The 19,231-nt window shown below is 41.4% G+C and carries 17 protein-coding genes and 1 pseudogene; 9 read left to right on the top strand and 9 right to left on the bottom strand.

All coding sequences use genetic code 11. The features are described from left to right. Positions 1 to 89: 89 nt before the first annotated feature. Entirely contained in the window at positions 90 to 1,562 is a 1,473-nt protein-coding gene (locus tag AN214_RS00840) for a diguanylate cyclase (RefSeq protein ID WP_054977996.1), read from the top strand. A 359-nt stretch (positions 1,563 to 1,921) separates the two neighbouring features. Continuing rightward, the gene (locus AN214_RS00845) at positions 1,922 to 2,386 is read left to right on the top strand and encodes an Sbal_3080 family lipoprotein (RefSeq protein WP_010558467.1); all 465 of its coding nucleotides are present in this window, start codon (positions 1,922 to 1,924) and stop codon (positions 2,384 to 2,386) included. Positions 2,387 to 2,628: 242 nt separating this feature from the next. Here AN214_RS00845 and AN214_RS00850 read toward each other — a convergent pair whose 3' ends face one another. After that, entirely contained in the window at positions 2,629 to 3,528 is a 900-nt protein-coding gene (locus tag AN214_RS00850; protein ID WP_054978082.1) for a LysR family transcriptional regulator, read from the bottom strand. 101 nt (positions 3,529 to 3,629) lie between these two features. On the opposite strand from AN214_RS00850, the gene AN214_RS00855 reads away from it, so the two are divergent. After that, entirely contained in the window at positions 3,630 to 4,736 is a 1,107-nt protein-coding gene (locus tag AN214_RS00855; protein ID WP_054977997.1) for an FAD-dependent oxidoreductase, read from the top strand. A 65-nt stretch (positions 4,737 to 4,801) separates the two neighbouring features. Here AN214_RS00855 and AN214_RS00860 read toward each other — a convergent pair whose 3' ends face one another. Both AN214_RS00860 and AN214_RS00865 read right to left on the bottom strand, forming a co-directional pair. Continuing rightward, positions 4,802 to 5,125: a hypothetical protein gene (locus AN214_RS00860; protein ID WP_054977998.1), complete on the bottom strand. Its 324-nt coding sequence runs from the start codon at positions 5,123 to 5,125 to the stop codon at positions 4,802 to 4,804. Positions 5,126 to 5,136: 11 nt separating this feature from the next. After that, positions 5,137 to 5,589, bottom strand: coding sequence for a hypothetical protein (locus AN214_RS00865; protein WP_235576690.1), 453 nt, complete (start codon positions 5,587 to 5,589; stop codon positions 5,137 to 5,139). A gap of 492 nt (positions 5,590 to 6,081) precedes the next feature. Between AN214_RS00865 and AN214_RS00875 the strand changes: the two genes are divergently transcribed. Both AN214_RS00875 and AN214_RS00880 read left to right on the top strand, forming a co-directional pair. After that, positions 6,082 to 7,302 carry an endonuclease/exonuclease/phosphatase family protein gene (locus AN214_RS00875; protein WP_235576691.1) on the top strand — a complete coding sequence of 407 codons (1,221 nt, stop codon included), beginning with the start codon at positions 6,082 to 6,084 and terminating at the stop codon, positions 7,300 to 7,302. A 25-nt stretch (positions 7,303 to 7,327) separates the two neighbouring features. Further along, positions 7,328 to 7,570: pseudogene (locus tag AN214_RS00880) on the top strand (MerR family DNA-binding protein); the annotation flags it as partial. Positions 7,571 to 7,632: 62 nt separating this feature from the next. Here the strand turns inward: AN214_RS00880 and AN214_RS00885 are convergent. Continuing rightward, the gene (locus AN214_RS00885) at positions 7,633 to 8,172 is read right to left on the bottom strand and encodes a helix-turn-helix domain-containing protein (RefSeq protein ID WP_054978000.1); all 540 of its coding nucleotides are present in this window, start codon (positions 8,170 to 8,172) and stop codon (positions 7,633 to 7,635) included. 100 nt (positions 8,173 to 8,272) lie between these two features. On the opposite strand from AN214_RS00885, the gene AN214_RS00890 reads away from it, so the two are divergent. Then, complete coding sequence (locus tag AN214_RS00890) at positions 8,273 to 9,454, top strand: benzoate/H(+) symporter BenE family transporter (protein ID WP_235576692.1); 1,182 nt, start codon at positions 8,273 to 8,275, stop codon at positions 9,452 to 9,454. Positions 9,455 to 9,481: 27 nt separating this feature from the next. Here AN214_RS00890 and AN214_RS00895 read toward each other — a convergent pair whose 3' ends face one another. After that, a complete protein-coding gene (locus tag AN214_RS00895) occupies positions 9,482 to 9,859 on the bottom strand; it encodes a hypothetical protein (RefSeq protein WP_054978002.1) in 378 nt (125 codons plus the stop codon). Between the two features lie 144 nt (positions 9,860 to 10,003). Beyond that, complete coding sequence (locus tag AN214_RS00900) at positions 10,004 to 11,623, bottom strand: cyanophycinase (RefSeq protein WP_054978003.1); 1,620 nt, start codon at positions 11,621 to 11,623, stop codon at positions 10,004 to 10,006. A 427-nt stretch (positions 11,624 to 12,050) separates the two neighbouring features. On the opposite strand from AN214_RS00900, the gene AN214_RS00910 reads away from it, so the two are divergent. The 3 genes from AN214_RS00910 to iadA are packed head-to-tail and all read left to right on the top strand — an operon-like array spanning position 12,051 to position 17,582. Beyond that, a complete protein-coding gene (locus tag AN214_RS00910) occupies positions 12,051 to 14,972 on the top strand; it encodes a TonB-dependent receptor (protein WP_054978005.1) in 2,922 nt (973 codons plus the stop codon). Between the two features lie 36 nt (positions 14,973 to 15,008). Beyond that, positions 15,009 to 16,409, top strand: a complete 1,401-nt coding sequence (yfcC, locus tag AN214_RS00915) for a putative basic amino acid antiporter YfcC (protein ID WP_054978006.1) — start codon at positions 15,009 to 15,011, stop codon at positions 16,407 to 16,409. A gap of 6 nt (positions 16,410 to 16,415) precedes the next feature. Further along, a complete protein-coding gene (gene iadA / locus AN214_RS00920; protein WP_054978007.1) occupies positions 16,416 to 17,582 on the top strand; it encodes a beta-aspartyl-peptidase in 1,167 nt (388 codons plus the stop codon). Between the two features lie 61 nt (positions 17,583 to 17,643). Here the strand turns inward: iadA and def are convergent, their stop codons facing one another. The 3 genes from def to AN214_RS00935 form a co-directional block, all read right to left on the bottom strand. Then, positions 17,644 to 18,135, bottom strand: coding sequence for a peptide deformylase (gene def / locus AN214_RS00925; RefSeq protein ID WP_054978008.1), 492 nt, complete (start codon positions 18,133 to 18,135; stop codon positions 17,644 to 17,646). Positions 18,136 to 18,238: 103 nt separating this feature from the next. Beyond that, positions 18,239 to 18,727: a GNAT family N-acetyltransferase gene (locus AN214_RS00930; RefSeq protein ID WP_054978009.1), complete on the bottom strand. Its 489-nt coding sequence runs from the start codon at positions 18,725 to 18,727 to the stop codon at positions 18,239 to 18,241. Between the two features lie 23 nt (positions 18,728 to 18,750). Then, positions 18,751 to 19,197 carry an N-acetyltransferase gene (locus tag AN214_RS00935; protein ID WP_054978085.1) on the bottom strand — a complete coding sequence of 149 codons (447 nt, stop codon included), beginning with the start codon at positions 19,195 to 19,197 and terminating at the stop codon, positions 18,751 to 18,753. Positions 19,198 to 19,231 lie beyond the last annotated feature (34 nt).

The raw sequence follows: 19,231 nt of genomic DNA on the forward strand, positions 1-19,231 counted from the left end.
TAGAACTTAGATCGTAAAGGTCAACACGCTCTATGTTGTCCAAGGGGAGATGCATTTAGTTCAGCCCACTTGAGCTAGATAACAAGAATATGAAAATAGTATTAAAGCCTTGGCAATTTAATTTAATTACCTGCTGCATATACTTACTGTTTGCTATTTTTACCATGCAAGCACTGCATACTCTCTCTACGTGGCCACCTGCGGGAGTTGCGCTTGCTGCGGTCACTTTATTTGGCCGTAAGGCATGGTTAGGTGTTGCATTGGGATCGTTTCTAGCAATTATCTATTATTTTCATCTATATAATTTAAACCCATTCACATTTAATCACTTTGCTATAAACCTAGCTACATCAACAGGAAATACCCTAGCGGCACTGTGTGCATTTAATATTATGTACAAGCAAATTGTGTTACATAATCCATTAAAAAGAGTCGAAAATGTCGCTGGCACGTTTATTTTTGCCTGTGCCGCAATGGGCATGGTTTCGGCTATTTTTGGTGTGGGCATTTATTATGTGCTTGGGCTTGAGTGGTTCGACGGTTTCTTCTTTGGCGTATTAAATTGGAGTATTAGTAACGCGCTTGCTGCAATTGCGATAAGCCCGGCACTTTACTTTTTATGGCGACGTTGGCCGCATAAAATGACGACCCAAAATGTTACGCAGTCTTTGCTAATAACCGCCATTACAGTGTTATGCTGTTATTTAATTTTTGGCCCTGGTTATACCCATCTCGATTTACCTATTTTACAGCCGTCTCTAATACTGTTTCCGCTTTTGTATTGCGCTATGCGATTGTCATCGACTTTAACCAGCTGCATGAATATGCTGGTGTTTTGTCTTGCTTGGATTGGTAGTAACCAAGGGTGGGGCTATTTTTATGAACATCATGCTGGCGATGCTGAAATCACTTTGCAGTTTTTCTTTTTGTTTATTTTTGCCGTGGTGCTTTTGGTGCAAGCTGTGTTTAACCAAAGGCAAGATGAGCAAGAAGAATTAACTCGATTACTAGAACAACGAGTTGAAGAGCGTACATGCCAGTTAGAATATCAAAAACAAAAGGCGCTTAAGCTAGCGGTGACCGATCCGCTTACTGAGCTATACAATCGCAGAGGCTTTTTTAGAACTGCCCATCATTTATTTAGCCAATATTTGCGCCATCCGGGATCATGTGCGCTGTTGTTACTTGATTTAGATAAATTTAAATTAATAAACGATAACTACGGCCATGCGATGGGCGATGAGGTGATAAAAAACACGGCTGATATACTGCGGCACTTTACCCGTGAATCTGATATTACCGGGCGAATTGGCGGCGAGGAGTTTGTCGTGTTTTTGCCTATGTCAACGCAAGATGATGCAACTTCGCTTGCAGAGCGTATACGTCAGGCTATTTCAGAGCAGCAAGTAACATTGGATAATGTTACCGTGCAATACACTCTAAGTATTGGCGTGAGTACGTTTGATCAAAATGATAAAACGCTAGAATCCATGCTTAAACGCGCAGATAAAGCACTCTATCTCGCAAAAAACCAAGGTCGTAATCAAGTGCAATATTGCTGATAAGTGCGCTTACTAAAAGCCTACCTAGCAATTTAGTCTTCCCGCCTCTTATCACTTATATTTTTAGTTTGTTGTAACTATTGATAAATGATTTAACGTTTGTTGAGATTAAATTAATAATTTATTGGGATAAGTAGTGTTAAATATGATATAAATCATACTGTTACTTTATCTTGATAAAGTTTTTTTAAAAACAATCTTTAGGGTCTTTACGGCTTTCTTGGTAGTTTTTGTAGTGGTTAAACTAAGGTTTATACAAAACTGACTTAGCATCGCTTTGTAGTAAATACTCACTTAATCCCGCAAAAATTCAAAAGCTCATAAACACCCCTCTCTATATTTCAAAGGATTTTGAATTCATGAAAAAGTTAGCATCAGCAGTCGCTATTACTTCTACGTTACTACTTTCTGGTTGTATGACAGTAGTTCAAAACTCACAGCAAGCTTCACTTGAAACCAATAAAACCGTTACGGTAATTGACGACACACGTACACGTGATGGCGTGCGTGACTCAATTACTGGTTGGTTAACAAAACAAGGTTACCAATTTGAAGTTGTAGAAACGCCAAATTATGTACTTGAGTATGACCAAGCAATTGTTTATCAAGCAAATTGGGCGTGGGATATTACAACTTACATGCGTTATGCAGATATTAGTTTATACAACAAAAACAATCGTATCGGTAACGTAAGAGTAGATACTGTTGGTTGTGGTGGTTTTGGTAAGTTCGGTAACGCTGCTGAACGTATTTCGCTATCAATGGATTTACTGTTTAAGAAAATCGATACAAAACAAGCTGAAAAGCTAATTTGTAAAGCGTAATTATAAAAACAAATACAATAACGCATCGTCTGTGTTGTAAATAAAAACTAGGCTATAGCTGTTGTTTGTTGCGCTAGCGATTTAACAGCTTTAGCTTAAATAAATGTACGCTTCCCATAGTTAAAGTGGGAAATATTTAACAAGATGCTCTTAAAAAGCGCTGATAATTCAGCGCTTTTTTATTTTCGCTAGTCTTTATTGCATTTGATATTTTATCTAAACCAATACACTGTTTATGACTACTAGCTCGTGGTTAAATTGAGCTCTTTTAGCCCTGAGATTAGGTGATCCAAAAATGCTTTTACTTTTGCAAGTGGGTACTTTCTACCCGAGTATAATGCATATAAAACAAGATCTTCAGGCTCGCAGTTTAGCGCTATTTTGATAAGACTACCGTTATCAATTTCTGTTTGGCACGCATGCACCGGCAATATCGCAAAGCCAAGTCCTTTTAATGCCGCCGCTTTTGCCATATGGCCACTATTGACCTTGTAATCTGATTGCACCTGAATGGTTTGCTTGCCTTTAAATCGCCAAGGCATGCCTTGCAGTACAGATAGTGACGTGATGCACGGCACTTTCGTCATATCACTTAATGACTTTGGTAATGCGGTATGCTCAAGCAAACGAGGAGACGCCACCACACAGCTAGGCCAGCGGATAATTTCTTTAGCTACCCAGCCGGAATCCTCTAATGCGCCACGACCAAAGCGTAACACCAAATCGTAGCCATCTAACAAGCCTTCTTGCGGGTTTAAATGGGTATCACAGCTGAGATTAATTTGCGTATGCTCGAAACAGAAATCCGCAATAATCTCAGCTAGAAAGGGAAGATCTGGCATCACGACCTTTAGGTGCCCGGATAATGAATCGCCAAATTGAGAAACCTCTTCCAGCGCATCATTTATCGCACAGGTAAGCGGTGAAATTGACTGATAAAGCTGTTTTCCAGCGGCAGTTGAAATCATTTTCCGTGTTGTACGTTCCAGCAATCTTAGCCCAAGGTTTTGCTCCAATAAGGCGACATGCCGACTGACATTCGAGGTCGGTATTTCCAGTTGTTCTGCCGCTAACTTAAAACTGAGTTGTTCATAAACAGCCTGAAAGCTAAGTAACCATTGCAGCTCGATTTTTTCTATCACTATTAACTCAAATAATGGGATTAACAAATCAATATTAGCATGTTTATCCTATTTATTGATTTTGTAATTATCGTTTCCGATTTAACTATAGAGATAGAAAAATGAATAACATTAATCGAATTGCAATTGTTGGTGCTGGCGTGGCGGGATTGGCATTGGCGATACTTGCTACAAAACGAGGTTACAAGGTAACGGTATATGAGCGTGCTAGTTCAGTGTGCTCAATGGGGGCGGGGGTAACCCTGTGGCCAAATGCCATGTTTGTATTGCAGCAGCTAGGACTAGAAAGTGAAGTAACGCGTGCAGGGGGAAAACCCGCTTATATGCGGCATTTTAATCATTATGGTGTACAACAAGGTGAATTTGATATTGAAGAAGTGAACCTGTTGTGTGGCTTTCCAAGTGTAACCATATTACGCCGCGATCTTATGAAGATTTTGGTAAAAGCATTTACTGATTTAGGCGGTACTATTCGCTTGAGTTGTTCCATTAAAGCGCAAGATATCGTTAGCCTTAAACAAAAATTTGATTTGGTAGTAGGTGCTGATGGACGTATGAACTCAGCGGTGCGCCAGTTTTTATATCCAAAAACTGTAACGCCTAGTTACCATGGTTTTATTAATATTATTGGTGTTAGCAAGCTAAGCGAAGATTCTATATCTAATACTATTTGTGATTTTCGTGATAACGCAGAGCGGTTCGGCATTGTGCCCGTTAAACAAGGTTGGTGTTATTGGGCTGCGGCATGGAATACAGAAATAGCGAGAGAGCGGACTTTGGCTGATTGGCAAAAAGAGGTTCATGCCCGTTTTAAAAACTGGCCAAAGCTGGTTCGAAGCGTGATTCATGCAACTGATAAAGCAACGTTAAACCGTATTTTTGTTCATGATCTTGAGCCATTACCCTATTGGCATTGTGATAACGTTGTGATTATAGGCGATGCCGCTCATGCACCTCTACCCACTTCAGGGCAAGGCGCATGTCAGGCGCTAGAAGATGCATGGCATCTTATTCAACTTTTGCACCCAGAAGTTGAGTTGAATGATGCCCTTACACGCTTTTATCAACAACGATTCACTAAAACTACAGCTGCTCAAACCGTTGGTCGGCAAGTCGCTCAAAAAATATTTGTTGAGCAGACAGAGCCGCAATCACCCTCAAATATTTCAGCTACGCAGTTAAGTCAATTTTGGATGCAAGGGCTTTGATTGAGGTTTTTAAAAGTAAGGTTTTTAAGTGTTTAGGTATATTTTGTAGCGTATTAATAAAGATATTAAGGTATTAAAGCTCGTTTAATAAAGGTTTCAAAAGCATAGTGTGTGCTTTGTTCCTGTTCCGCTTTTTCAATAATAGGTATGCCCCAACTGCATCCTATTTTGCTTAAAAAATCGCGCCAGCTTAGTCCTCCCGGGCCAACAGCACTATCTAACTCACTTAAACCAAATGACCTGGCGCCTCCGGTTTGTGCAATCGGAGGCAAGTTAGGGTCGTTGGTATAGCCGCCAAGCACAAAAGGTTTTGCCACATTACTTTGGTTAATTGCAAAGTAAAGCACTTCTTTTCTTTGTGTGTCGGTGTAAGTGGCGATTTTTTTCATGGGTTGTAACGTTAACGTTTAGTGTAATACTCGCGTATGTGGCTATTGCCATCATTTTGTGAGTTTCCCATATATTCCCAGTAGGTGGTTTCGTTTTCAAAATGAAGCTGTGATATCTGTGTTTTACCGTATCGCTCAAACTGTAAAACAATGCTGCTATCGGTACATCCTAAAATTGAGTAGTTTATGCGTTCTTCTTTCGCTGGCATCGTCATGGTTTTCTCGCCCATTTTGATCTCAATGTCAGGGGTATTGATGCGCATTTCCAGTTCGTTATTGAATGTTATGACTTCTTTACCTTGAGTTTGGGTCATAAAAGCCCACGCATTACCGTCAACATTGGCCCACTTTTTATTGAATGATTCGAACTTTTCGCTGGATGAAGTCCATGTTCCGGTCAACGTAGGGCAACTCATCGCAATATTGGGTAAAACAAGGGATAAACAGAGGATTAATTTTTTCATATGTAAATGACAATTTATTTGTGCAAAGCTTATTTTTATTATTAGAGCGTGTTGACTTTTATGGTCTAAATTCTGTTCAAATCCAAACCGTTTTGATCGCGGCGTCGCTTTGTAGGCCTAGTGGGCTAAGTCAAAAAGCGACAACAAAGAGCATAATGGTTTGGGTTGAACCCTACAGGCAGCGCTTGTTTGGCATTTACACCGTTTTATCGCTCATTTATGTAGAATAACTACATCACAATCGCGCTGTCTTGTCTACATGCCAAACAAACTGCTGCAGAAATAGACAGTAAAGGTCAGCACGCTCTAGTATCAAATTGTATAACTTATTGCCATTGTTATATATTTTTAGATGTAAAAGAAAGTTACACAAGGCTTAATTTAAGTCTGTTATAACGGATGAAGTGTTTATTGGTGACTGATCGTCTTTGTTTGCTCTTAACTAGGAACTAAGCTATTTTCCAAGCCAAAATAAAGCCATTGTTAAACTGTATGAATATTAATTTACGTGCCATTAGTTACGCTGCTGTATTAGGTATGCTGTTGGGCTGCAATACTGTGCCAACACCGCAGCAAGATTTTAAAAATACAAATGAGAACAAAGTGCTTCGCATTGCTACATTTAATGTCAGTATGGAAGCCACTAATTATCAATCAAGCGAACAATCAGCTACAAAATCAACCCTAAATGCACATGTGCTTACGCAAGCATTAGCAGGTGGTAATGAGCAGCAAATTAATAATATTGCTGAAATTATTCAGCGCACTCGTCCAGATATTATTTTACTTAACGAGTTTGATTACATTGCAAAGCGCGAAAAAGGCATCGATTTATTTAAGGCGGCGTACCTTGAATTATCGCAAAATGGCTTAGCGCCAATTACTTACCCATATGTGTATCTTGCACCCGTAAACACGGGAGTAAAAACCGGATTAAAAGGCGATGCTGTTAAGCTTACTCATTTTGGTTTTGGCCGTTACGCTGGGCAGTATGGCATGGTACTGTTGTCGAAATACCCCATCGTTTCAGAGCAAGTCCGCACTTTTCAGAATTTTCTTTGGCAAGATATGCCGAATAATTTGATGCCAGTTAACCCAAATGGCAGCCAATGGTACTCAAGCGACGAGCGCGCCATAATGCGTTTATCGTCCAAGTCTCATTGGGATGTACCGATAAATGTTTGTGATAACACGATTCATGTGCTGGCAAGCCACCCAACACCACCGGTATTTGACGGCGAAGAAGACCGTAATGGAAAACGTAATCACGATGAAATCCGCTTTTGGCGAGATTACATTAGCCCATCAAGCAATCACTATATTTATGATGATAACGGTCAGTATGGAGGCGTTAACCCGCAGTCTTTTGTGATTTTAGGTGATTTAAATGCAAGTGCTGAGGAAGGTGATGCGCACCCAAATGCGATTAATCAGTTGTTATCGAATTCAGTTATAAATCAATATGCAGCGCCCCAATCAGAGGGGGGCTTGCAAAATAAACCTGAAAACACACACGCAGCAACACACACCGCAGGGTGGGGAATGCGTGCCGACTATGTATTGCCGTCAGCAAATTTAAAGGTGTTAAACAGTGGCGTGTTTTGGCCCGCTAAAGATAAACAAGGTGCCCATTTAGTTGCCGATAGAAATGCCTCGTCAGATCATCGCTTAGTTTGGGTGGATATCGGGCTTGCTAAAACATGCGAGCAGTAATTGTTGATATCGGTTAACTAAACGTGCGCGAAAGCTTGCCTTTTTACTTGCTCAAATACAATCGCTGCTAGACTTAATGCAAAACCCGAGTCGCACTAGCCGAGAGGTGAAAGCGATAACACAACATCATTTAGACGATATTGAGCAGAAAATTAACGAGCTGCAACAAATGCAAGAAACCCTAAAACAACTTGCAGATAACTGTAGCGGTGACGAAAGTGCCGATTGCCCAATTCTTGATGGCTTGTGTCAATCAAGCGAGCAATAACGCGTTAAATGTCGCTAAAAGTGTACTTGTTTATGACTTTTAGCGACATATACAAACTAAGTTTATTTAGGGTAACTAATAATATTGTGAAAAACCGCGGTTTCGCTTAATGCTTCATAGCCGTGCGGTTGATCGCTATAAAAACGAATGCTGTCGCCTTGTTTTAAAAGATGCCATTGTTGGTCAAAAAATACCTGTAACTCACCCTTAATTACATGAATATGCTCAATAACACCTATGCTATGGGCGCTTGATAGTTGCTGGTGACGATCAGATAAGGTGATTTCAAACACCTCTAAACCAGTATCTGCCTGAAATGGAAATAAGGTATTTATTTTCATACGTGGGTCGTCTGGGAACACCCGCTCACTCGCGCACAAGTCTGGTTTATCGGCGAAAAATGCTGAAAACGACGTTTCTAACCCACTGGCAATTTTCCATAACGTAGCAATGGTTGGGCTTGATTCTTCTCGTTCAATTTGACCAAGCATGGCTTTGGAGACACCTGTTAGCTTAGCTGCCTTGTCTAAGCTTAACCCTTTCTTTTGACGTTCACTTTTTAAATGTTGGGCAATTTCGGCTCTAAAAATCGCATCTTTCATTGTAATTTCTCGATTGTGCGCTATAACGCACGGTGTTATTGTTTTGTTTTTTGTGCGTTATTGCGCACAGTTTTTAAAAATATAACACAGAGAATAACGAATGATGAACACCAAATACCTATCTATAAGTCATATCACTGCGGGGTTTAGCGCTGTACTAATCGGTTACACCAGCTCTATTGTTATTATTTTACAAGCGGCAACGGCGGCAGGTGCCTCTGCGGCGCAAATTGAAAGTTGGTTGCTCGCCCTTGGCTTAATGATGGGACTTAGCTCAATCGGTTATTCTTGGTATTACAAAACACCTATTTTAACGGCGTGGTCTACCCCGGGAGCCGCGATGCTAGTAAGTATTGCCCCGCAACATGACTTGCCTACGTTAGTTGGTGCGTTTGTTGTTACTGGTGCGCTCATTTTCATTACGGGGCTTGTTACACCACTATCAAATGCCATAAAACGTATTCCTTCACCACTGGCAACCGCCATGCTTGCCGCTATTTTATTGCCGTTTTGCGTAAAAGCGTTTGAACCTATTATGAGTATGCCGGTGATGTTTTTGTTGATGTTAATCACCTATGCGTTAAGTAAACGGTTTGCAGCTAAGTTCACCATGTTAATGCTGCTGTTTGTTGGTTTAGCTGGGGCATTTTATCTTAATAATGATTTAGTAAGCACAGCACATTTAGCCGTTGCTAATCCAGTTTGGCTTACTCCTGAGTTTGATGTTTTGGCTATTTTTAACGTTGCTGTGCCGCTTTATATTGTCACTATGCTATCGCAAAATTTATCAGGCATTGCGATGATGCAAAGTTATGGATATGACGCACCGGTTAAACCTATTTTGGTTGGCACTGGGCTTATTAATATATTGGCGGCACCATTTGGTGGTTTTAGTTTAAATCTTGCTGCTATTTCTGCCGCAATGTGTATGACTGAAGAGGTTGATAGCAACAAGGGTAATCGTTATCGTGCGGTAATTTGGGCTGGTCTATTTTATATTTTGGCGGGAATATTGGCGGCAAGTGTCGTGTCTATCTTTGTTGCGTTTCCAAGTGAAATAACCCAAATGCTTGCTGGTTTTGCATTATTGGGCACCTTGTTAATGTGTTTGCAAAGTGCATTTTCAAATGCGCGCTACCGTGAAGCGTCGTTACTTACATTTTTGGTCACGCTTTCAGGTATTAGTTTTTTGGGGTTAAATGCGATTCTTTGGGGTTTACTACTTGGTTGGAGCTATGCCAGCTTAATGAACAAAAAAGCAGATAAGTTGAAGCTGAATTAACGTTATATTGGTAGCACTAAAATAGGACTATTTGGATAAAGCGTTAATAGTGGCTAAGGCATCTTCTTGATTGGTGAAGGCACGCACATTTAAGCCCGATTTTTCAATAAACGCATTAAGCAAACTCAATTGCACACGGTTGGCACACACAATAGCAATCATTTGGCAGTTGTTTTCAAGGCTCCAAAGGTAGGTTTGCCCGATGGTTTTCATTACTTCAGGGCAGCCTAAGGTTTCGTCATCAATTACATCTATGCGATACCATTTTTCATGGAAGTTAGCGCTAACTTGCTTTTTGAGCTCTTCAAATGCGTTATTGATACCAATAACGTTAAAAGGGCCAAATACATCTAAGAGAAGAATGTTTTTTTGCCAAGAGCAGTTAATATTTCCGTGCGCAATCATGATTATATCTGTGTTTTTAAATTGGGGTCAGTATACGGTTTAGCTCATTATTTTAAAATATGTCATTTGCTCTTTTTATATCTTACGAACAGGTAATACAATGCGTGTTAAAGCAATCCGTTACCTGCTTGATAAACACAATAGCTACAAACGCATCAGCATATTTTCTATGCGGTAAGTACCTGCATGCGTTTTTACACATGTGGTGTTTGCATCTTTTTCAAATGTCACTGGTGTGTCTTTTTGGGCGGTTTCAACGAGTGTCATTGCCTGTTTTTCGCTGTTACAAAAGTCTTGCAGTGCGCGTCGAATTTGCCCGTTTGAAATGGCATTTTTAAAAACGTTTTCTTCACCTGAAATCGCTTTTCCATCATCGCTTTTTTTCTGTTTTAGACTTGAGAGCGTAAATTCCTCACCGTTTGGCATAAAGTGATAATGAAAGGTGTTATTGGCTGTGTGCTCTAATATTACTACGCCTTCTTTACCAATGACCGACATCTTACCTGTGCTTTTTTCCACTTTGAGCGCAGTTGTTTCATCTACACCAAAGCCAAATTTTTGCTTGGTTGCTTGCATTAAAACGGCTAAGCGAGGGGTACGGCCGCGCTCGCTAAAATGGGTATCCAAAATACCGAAATCAAAACTACCTAAACCACCGTGTTTATCGTAAGTTAGCGCATCAAACTCGAGGTGCTGACAGCCGCCTTGGTTTTGACAATTTTGTGCGGGAGGCGGCGCATCAAACGCGCCATTTTTCAGCGCGTTTAGGCTACTGCCGTTAGTGATCATTGGCACATAACCATCATTATTCTGGCCACCCGATTGCATTGCCGTGCCAGCACTTGTGCCGACTAAAATTTTGCGACTACGAATAACCTCAAGCCAAGGGTAAGGTTCTTTTGTTTCTGCATTTACAAACACCTGCTTAGTAAGGGATTGATCCCCGCCATTAAAAAACAGGCCATCGGCGTTTTTAAGGATAGTGATTAAATTGTCGATGCCAGCATCACACAAGGCTTTTTCTTGCGCTGTTAAGTCGGGGTAAACCGTGCCGCGGTTATAGGCTAAATTGATTTTGTTGCGGTAGTTATCTAGGTTTTCGCAATCTTGCTTTGAAATGGCTTTAGCAAGCGCAGGGGTTAGCGCTAACCATTTTGTATTTATGTTGTATTGGCTAAATAAGCCGTTATAAAAATCCGCCGATTCGTATGGATCGCGAGACGATGCTGTGACTAAATACAGGGTTTTATTTGGTGTGTTTTTAATGTCTAAACTAATGGCGTTTAAAATCTCAGTTGTGCCTTTGGTCTTGTTTTTTTTTGTGAGTACTTGCTCGCTAATACGCTTATTATCCACAATAAGTGGTAGTTCAAGCATATCAAATACAAAGTAATATTCTTGATTGCTTAAAGCGCGGTATAACGCGGCATTTTCGCTTTTAAATTTTTCAATAAGGTCGGCTTTGGAAATGGCGTGTTTGCTTTTTATTTTGTTGAGCAATTTACGCGTGGCAATTTTGTGCTGTGTGTTGGTATTTGGCCAATGTGAGTTAATCGCAGTGATGGCTGTTTCGTTAACTAAATAGAGCGAATGGGTTTTTGCGTGTGATGAAAATGAAGTTTTTTCAATGCAGTTTTTTGGCGCTAAACTCGAACATGTTTTAAGTGCACCGCCCGCTAAATAAAGTGTTTGCGCTGAGGATGTTAGGCTATAAAAAAGCGAAAATGCGAGGGTGAGATTTTTTACAAAAGACACAAGGTTCATGATTAATTTCCAATCAAGTTTTAAAAAAATGGCTTGTCATCACAAAAAAAGCTGTGATATAAAAATTATGAACTTTGCGGGATGCAAACTAGCACACACCAGTTTGTAATGTCAAAACACACGAGATGAAGAAATGTTAAAAAAAGCGAATCAGCTTGTTTGCTACTTCTACTCACCACACTACCTTTCTGAGTGGTTCGACGAGTAGACACACGGTTTTCAACCGTGGTGTTGTCTATTGGTATGCAACCCACCCCAAAAAAAATTACAAAAATAAAATTTCTTTGATTAAACACGCCTTTTGACTGTGTATTGTCACAATTAAATTGGCTAAAACACGGCATAGTTACGCCCAAATTGCGCATTAGATCCCTCTATTTTGAGGTCGCCTGTGTTGTTTAATCACCTAATCAGAAACAGGTGAAGTATGTATAACAAGTTAACCTTAGCAATTTTTGCAGCGCTGTCAGTATCAGCACAGGCGGCAGAGCAACCAGCCAAAAATTCAGAAGAAGCATCAGTAGAGCGCATTGAAATAACCGGCTCGCGCATTAAAGGCGTTGACCTTGAAGGCACCCAGCCAATTACAATTTTAAGTGCTGAAGACATCGAGCGTTCAGGCGCGTCATCGATTTACGAACTACTGCAAGATATTCCTCAGCTAAAAGGCGGAGCGGGCACATTCTCAACCAGTGAAAGTGGCAGTACCTCAACCTCAACACCTGCAGGGCAAGCAGCAGCTAGCTTACGTGGTATGGGACCATCGGCAACACTTACGCTGATTAATGGTCGTCGCGTTGCGCCAAGTTCATTTGCCGCAGGCACGCAAAACTTTGTCGATGTAAATTCCATCCCGTTGGCAGCAATCGAGCGCGTTGAAATCTTAGCAACCGGTGCGTCGGCAATTTATGGTGCAGATGCAGTGGCGGGTGTTATTAACTACATCTTGAAAAAAGACTTCGATGGTGGCGAAGTTGAAGTGAGCTATGGTGATAGCTTTGAAGATTCAGATGAAAGTAAAAAGCAAATTAACCTTATTTGGGGCACCAAAATTGGTGACGGCAACTTAACCGTATTTGCCGATTATTATGACCGTAACCAGTTTAATGCAAGTGACCGCGATTACCTTGCATCACCTAATTTAGTTAACAGCTATTCATACTTACCAAAGCTTGAAAACACGCCAAATATTTATTACTACAGCAGCCGTGATGGCAACGAGCAGCCTGCACCTGGTTGCTTAACTGAGACAGTTACAACCGAATACGGCGAGCAAATTTGTGCTTACTACGGTAATCAAGACGATGTATTACGCGCACCGTTTGAAAGTATGTCGGGCGGTTTTATGTTTAACCAAAACGTGGGTGATTTGGTGTGGAATACCGAGATGTTCTACAGCAAAACTAAATCTACTGCGTATTCAACGCCTGCAGCCATTAACCAGCTAGATGACAGCGAAGGCCCTTGGGTAAAAGAAGATGCCTTGTTTATTTATGATGATGCTAACGGCAATAACCCATTACTTGATTCACTCTACATTGACCCGTTTGATACTCTGCTAGGGCAAGAACAATGGGGTTTCCAATTTGATGCTCGCTTTAACGACCCACGCACCGTTGAAGTTGAATCTGAAAATATGCGTTTTGTTACTAGCCTTGAAGGGCAGTTAGCAGATTGGGATTGGGAAACAGGCATCATGTATTCTGAATCACGCTCAGATCAAGTGGCTGTAAAGGGCGTTTACAACCGCTATAAATTCCATGCAGCACTAGCAGGTGAGCTGTGTTCAGATGGCACAATTGCACAGCAAAATAATGGCGATATTAGCTGCGGTGCAGGTTCGTTACTTGATTTTTATAACCCATTTTTAGTGGGTGATGGCACTAACGATGCAACTTTAGCGCTTACGCAAGAAACACCAACACGTAACGGTAAAAGCCGTGTTTACGGTTGGGATTTCACAATTTCTGGCGAGCTCGTATCAATTGGCGACATGGATATTCAATCGTCATTTGGTTTAGAGGCCCGTAAAGAAGAGCTTTCAGATATGCCATCAGCCAACGCGGTAGCGAATGCTGGCAACGCATACTTAGTAGATGTATTTGGTTATGGTTCGAGCATTGCCGAAGCTGAGCGCACACAATTTGGTGCCTTTGCCGAACTTTATGTACCAGTAAGCGACAAAATTGAAATGCAACTTGCAGGGCGTTATGACCATTTTGATGACTTTGGCTCAACCTTTAATCCTAAAGTGAGCATAAGCTATCGCCCAGTTGATTCAGTAATGTTACGCGCAGCGTGGGCAACCTCGTTTAGAGCACCGTCGCTTACCCAAGCAGGTGTAAAACTCAGAACAACCACATCAACCTTTGACTGTGGCGCTAACCAAGCGGTAGCTGATTTATACTGCGAAGGTGACGGCACACAAGTGACGGTAAATAGCTTAGAGCTGGGTAATAGCGCATTGAATGCCGAGGAGTCGGAGTCACTCTCACTTGGTTTTGCATGGAGCCCAAGCCGCGATACCACCATCACTTTAGATTACTGGCAATTTAATTACGATGATGTCATTGATACCAATATGACGGCTGTACTTGCCCGTGCTATCACCGATGAGTCATTGCGCCACTGTGGTGTAGTTCCTAATGGGGAAATGGGTATTTCATACGGAAAAAACGTATGCAGTGTCTTGGATAATAGCGGCCTTAAGATTGATCAAGCGGGTGCAAACTTAAATGAAATTTTGGAAGAATATATTGAAGTATTTGTTCCACGTTCACCCAGCCTAGAGCTCTATCGTGACCATGTAATTCAATTAGAAAATACGGGCAGCCAAGATATTCGTGGTTTAGACATTAAAATTGATCATCGCTTCCGTTTTGATGCAGGTGATTTAACGTTAAAACTCGACGCCACGCACTACCTTGATTACGACCGTAACAAGCCAGGCTCAGACGACATTGAGCAACTTGTTGGCACATTCCGCTACCCTGAAAATGTTGGTCGTTTTTCAATTTCATTTGATGCAGAGCGTTATTACATCTCGCTTGGTGCAAACTATACTGATAGTTATCAAGATGATATAGACGGTTTACGTGACCGTGAAATCAACGAGTTAATTGAACTTGATGAATTAGATGACAACGAACAGCGCGATGTGAAAAGCTGGACTGTGGTGGACTTAAGTGCGGGTTATGAAGTATCAGATTCAGTAATGATCCGCGCTAGTATCGATAACTTATTCGATAAAAAGCCACCGAGTGTTTACGGCTCATCACGTGGTTTTGACTCAATTAATCACGATGCTCACGGTACTACGTATAACCTTGGTGTAACTTACCGTTTCTAATGGGCAAGTGGGGGCAACCCCACTTTTAAAACACACATGAAACAACAATTTAAAATGCCTGATGCGTTCGTTATTTTGTTAATGATCGCAGGGCTTTGCTATCTCGTGTCTTTCTTTGTATTGCCGGGAAAATTTGACGGTATCAGCCAAGGTGCAACCGTATCGCTTGCGCAATTTAGCCAAGCGGTAAGCCCTCAGCCAGCGGCGCTGTTTGCAACAAACGGCGATGCAGGCTTACTTAATATTCTGTTTGAAGGCCTAGTCAGCGGCGATAGAAATGGCGCAGCAATTGGCGTAATTGCGTTTATTTTAATTACTGGTGGCGCATTTGGCGTGCTGATGCATACCAAAGCCATTGATAACGGCATTATGGCGCTTATTAGCTCGACTACCCGTATTGATTGGCTGTTTATACCTAGTTTGTTTATCACCTTTGCGTTAGGCGGCGCTATTTTTGGAATGGGTGAAGAGGCTATTGCATTTTGTATTGTGCTCTTTCCAATCATGAAAAAGCTTGGTTATAACGCGCAAGTCACAGTGCTGGTGACGTATGTGGCAACGCAAATTGGTTTTGCGGCATCACCTATGAACCCGTTTAGTATTGCCATTGCGCAAAGTATTGCAGGCTTACCGGTGTTTTCAGGTGCAGAGTTACGTACCGCCATTGCGGCAGTGTTTATTTTAGTTGGCATGGTATTTACCGTGCGTTACGCAGCGAGCATTCGTAATATTGAACAACTGCCTGAAAATACCGCGCAAACAGCGCTCACCAATACCGATAAACTGCTGTTAGTGACATTTTTAGCGGTGATTGTTTGGGTGATTTATGGTGTAACAGCAAAAGGCTATTACATTCCGGAACTTGCTACGCAGTTTTTTGTTTTAGGTTTAGTTGTGGCGATTATTGCCAAGCTGGACAACAGGCAGAGTATTGAAGAGTCGGTGGCAGCGTTTAAACATGGTAGTGCCGAACTGCTGCCCGCAGCGCTATTAGTTGGCCTTGCAAAAGGCTTAGTGTTATTGCTAGGTGGTGGCGATTTGGCTGAGTATTCATTACTCAATACGCTACTTTATTATGCTGCGTCGTTTATCTCGCATGTGCCTGATGTGATAGCTGCTTGGTTTATGTATTTATTCCAATCTGTGTTTAACTTTTTTGTGTCATCGGGTTCAGGTCAAGCCGCGATTACGATGCCGATTATGGCGCCACTTGCCGATTTAATTGGCGTATCGCGTCAAACAGCGGTGCTGGCATTTCAGCTAGGTGATGGCCTAACGAATATAATTATCCCAACGTCAGCGAGTTTGATTGGCTGTTTAGGCGTTGTAAAACTTTCATGGAACGAATGGGCGCAATTCATTTGGCGCTTTATGTTGTTTTTATTCTCTTTAGCAAGCGCAGTGGTGATTGTTGCGCATCTTATAAATTATCAATAAAACATTATGTTAACTCTAATTAAGCAGGCCGAGTGTTATTCCCCTAAAAGACTTGGCAAACAAGATGTGCTTATTGCAGGCACAAAAATTATTGCAATCGAAGCGGACATTAACCTCGATACCAATGTTGCATGTGAGCTGATTGATGGCAGCGACTTAATTGTAGCGCCTGGCTTTGTTGATTCACTGGTGCACATTAGTGGCGGCGGTGGCGAAGCGGGTTTTGCCAGCCGCACACCAGAAATGAACTTAACCGATGCTACCATTGCAGGCATTACCACTGTGGTTGGTGCGCTTGGTACCGATGATGTTAGCCGCACTCACAGCGATTTAATCGCCAAAGCAAAAGGGTTAAAGCAAGAAGGCTTAAACGCTTACTGTCATACTGGTTCATATCATTTGCCCGCAAAAACGCTAGGCGAAAGCATTAGTCACGACATTATGTATGTGGATGAAGTGATTGGCCTAGGCGAAGTGGCCATTAGCGATCATCGCGGTCGCCAAATTACTGCGCAGCAACTCGCTGAAGTTGCCGCCGAAGCCAGAACCGCAGGCCTTTTAAGTGGTAAACGCGGCACCGTATCTATTCATATTGGCACAGGGAAAGCGCAGCTTAAACTGTTGCATGAAGTGGCCAACGGCACAGACATACCAATTAGTCAGTTTTACCCAACACATATGAACCGTAACGCAGAGCTATTAACGGCGGGCATTGAGTTTTGCCGTGCAGGGGGCACCATCGACTTTACAACCAGTACGACTGAATACGATTTAGCCAATGGCGAGCTTGCTGCCGCAGAAGCGCTGGCATATTGTTTGGATAAAGGGGTGAATGTCGCGCAGCTCACAATGAGTTCTGACGGTCACGCCAGTTTGCCCATTTATAACGAGCAAAATGAGCTAGTGGGGTTTGAAGTAGGAAGTGAATTGTCGTTACTGAATTCGTTTCAGCAGGCGGTAAAGCAATTTAATGTGCCCATTGAAAAAGCGTTACGAGCTATCACTATTAACCCTGCACGTATTTTAGGTTTGAACAAAGGTGAACTTAAACAAGACGCTGACGCTGACGTGCTCTTACTGCGTCAATCGGATTTAACCGTACACAGTGTATGGTGTAATGGCAAAAAAATGGTTGAAGACAGCCAAATTGTCGTGAACGGATTTTTTAGTTAAACAAAATGAAAAAAGGTTAGCTGTAGCTAACCTTTTTGACAAATCTTATCAAGCAACTGACTTAATTGTTTTTTTTGACCTTTTTAAGTGCCATTTTTTGCTTTAAAGGCGAAAGGTAGTCAATAAACAATTTACCTTTTAAATGATCGATTTCATGCTGCAATACAATGGCAAGAAAATCATCACTTTCAATAGTTACTTCTTTGCCTGTGCGGTCTAAACCTTTAACCGTTACTTCGGTGTAACGCTCAACGTCTGCGTAGTAACCGGGAACAGATAAACAGCCTTCTTGCCCCATTTCTTTGTGGTTGCCACTTACAACTTCTGGGTTAATTAGAATGAGTGGCGCATCTCGTTGCTCAGAAATATCAATAACGATAATGGCTTCGCTTCTACCTACTTGTGTTGCGGCGAGCCCAATACCATCGTCGGTGTGATACATGGTATCAAGCATGTCATCAATTAATGTTTGCACGCTTGCAACATCGGTTACCTTTTCGGCGTTAATTTTTAACTTCTCGTTTGGAGCTTTTAGTATTTCTAAAACGGCCATTTTACCTCAATTATTTTTGGCTAATCGCCCTTGATGGGGCTTTGGAGTGCTTGCTGATTAATTATGACAAACAAGCAAAGTGTTATGAGGGCGCAATTGTATGTTAGATAGGGGTCGATTGATAAACGTTATTTTCGATTTGTGTGCCAGCAAATTCAAAATTAAGTTGGCCAATTTTGCGAAACCCTAAATGCAAATAAAACCCGTTAGACTCGTTTTCAACCCAAGTGTACAGCCAGTACGCCTTACCAAATTCGTGTTCTACCGCCTTTAAAAGCTGCTTACCTAAACCTTGGCCTTTAAACACAGTATCTATATACAGTTTTTCAAGCTCAAAACCATTATTTGTCGATTGATAGTGAGAGTTCATATTAAGCAGGGCATAGCCTTGTAGCGCTTTTTCTTTTTCAACCACTAATAAGTTGTAATCTGGCGAATCAAGTAACGAACTAAAATAGCTTTCAGTAAATGTAGCAAGGGCATACTGGGCGTATTCACGCTTTATGCCTTCAACGGCATAGGTGTCGAACCACACTTTTATTGAAAGGGCGGCTAATTGTAAGCAATCATCCTTGCATGCATGTCGGATCATAGTTTTGTAAATGTCTTTTATTATTATTCTTTTACTAATGCCAGTTTTTCAATGCCATGGCTGGGTGTAAAACGCTTAAACTCGTTAAAGCCATGTTTTTGGTATAAATGTATAGCAGGTGCATTAACTACCGCGGTTTCTACAATAGCTTTGCTAAAGTCAAATGTATTTAACACATACTCAATCAATTTGCCGGCAATGCCTTTACGAAAATGATCGGGTGCGACGGTTAAACTGTCTATTTCCAGTATTTGGTCTTGGTATGTGATTTCAATAACACCCGCAAGACTATCATCTTCATAAAAACCATAAAACAAGGTGTTTGAGCTTGCTATATCCTGTGGCGTGCGCGATAGCGGTGGAAAATTATCGGTGCCAATCAGTGCGGCTTCAATTTTATAAGAAGCTTGAAACACAGCGTAAATGTACGAAGCAATATCGCTATTTGAATGGGTAAGTTGAGCTATCATATTTTGTTCTGAATTTTGATAGTTGTAGTTATTG

The organism is Pseudoalteromonas sp. P1-9 (assembly GCF_001399975.1).
Lineage (GTDB): Bacteria > Pseudomonadota > Gammaproteobacteria > Enterobacterales > Alteromonadaceae > Pseudoalteromonas.

What these genes read in the sequence shown, in the direction of transcription:
- yfcC (WP_054978006.1), top strand. Translation starts at nt 15,009, where the DNA reads ATGAAACAACAATTTAAAATGCCTGATGCGTTCGTTATTTTGTTAATG.
- AN214_RS00930 (WP_054978009.1), bottom strand. Translation starts at nt 18,727, where the DNA reads ATGATCCGACATGCATGCAAGGATGATTGCTTACAATTAGCCGCCCTT.
- AN214_RS00840 (WP_054977996.1), top strand. Translation starts at nt 90, where the DNA reads ATGAAAATAGTATTAAAGCCTTGGCAATTTAATTTAATTACCTGCTGC.
- AN214_RS00900 (WP_054978003.1), bottom strand. Translation starts at nt 11,623, where the DNA reads ATGAACCTTGTGTCTTTTGTAAAAAATCTCACCCTCGCATTTTCGCTT.
- AN214_RS00935 (WP_054978085.1), bottom strand. Translation starts at nt 19,197, where the DNA reads ATGATAGCTCAACTTACCCATTCAAATAGCGATATTGCTTCGTACATT.
- AN214_RS00885 (WP_054978000.1), bottom strand. Translation starts at nt 8,172, where the DNA reads ATGAAAGATGCGATTTTTAGAGCCGAAATTGCCCAACATTTAAAAAGT.
- def (WP_054978008.1), bottom strand. Translation starts at nt 18,135, where the DNA reads ATGGCCGTTTTAGAAATACTAAAAGCTCCAAACGAGAAGTTAAAAATT.
- AN214_RS00890 (WP_235576692.1), top strand. Translation starts at nt 8,273, where the DNA reads ATGATGAACACCAAATACCTATCTATAAGTCATATCACTGCGGGGTTT.
- AN214_RS00845 (WP_010558467.1), top strand. Translation starts at nt 1,922, where the DNA reads ATGAAAAAGTTAGCATCAGCAGTCGCTATTACTTCTACGTTACTACTT.
- AN214_RS00860 (WP_054977998.1), bottom strand. Translation starts at nt 5,125, where the DNA reads ATGAAAAAAATCGCCACTTACACCGACACACAAAGAAAAGAAGTGCTT.
- AN214_RS00895 (WP_054978002.1), bottom strand. Translation starts at nt 9,859, where the DNA reads ATGATTGCGCACGGAAATATTAACTGCTCTTGGCAAAAAAACATTCTT.
- iadA (WP_054978007.1), top strand. Translation starts at nt 16,416, where the DNA reads ATGTTAACTCTAATTAAGCAGGCCGAGTGTTATTCCCCTAAAAGACTT.
- AN214_RS00910 (WP_054978005.1), top strand. Translation starts at nt 12,051, where the DNA reads ATGTATAACAAGTTAACCTTAGCAATTTTTGCAGCGCTGTCAGTATCA.
- AN214_RS00855 (WP_054977997.1), top strand. Translation starts at nt 3,630, where the DNA reads ATGAATAACATTAATCGAATTGCAATTGTTGGTGCTGGCGTGGCGGGA.
- AN214_RS00865 (WP_235576690.1), bottom strand. Translation starts at nt 5,589, where the DNA reads ATGAAAAAATTAATCCTCTGTTTATCCCTTGTTTTACCCAATATTGCG.
- AN214_RS00875 (WP_235576691.1), top strand. Translation starts at nt 6,082, where the DNA reads ATGAATATTAATTTACGTGCCATTAGTTACGCTGCTGTATTAGGTATG.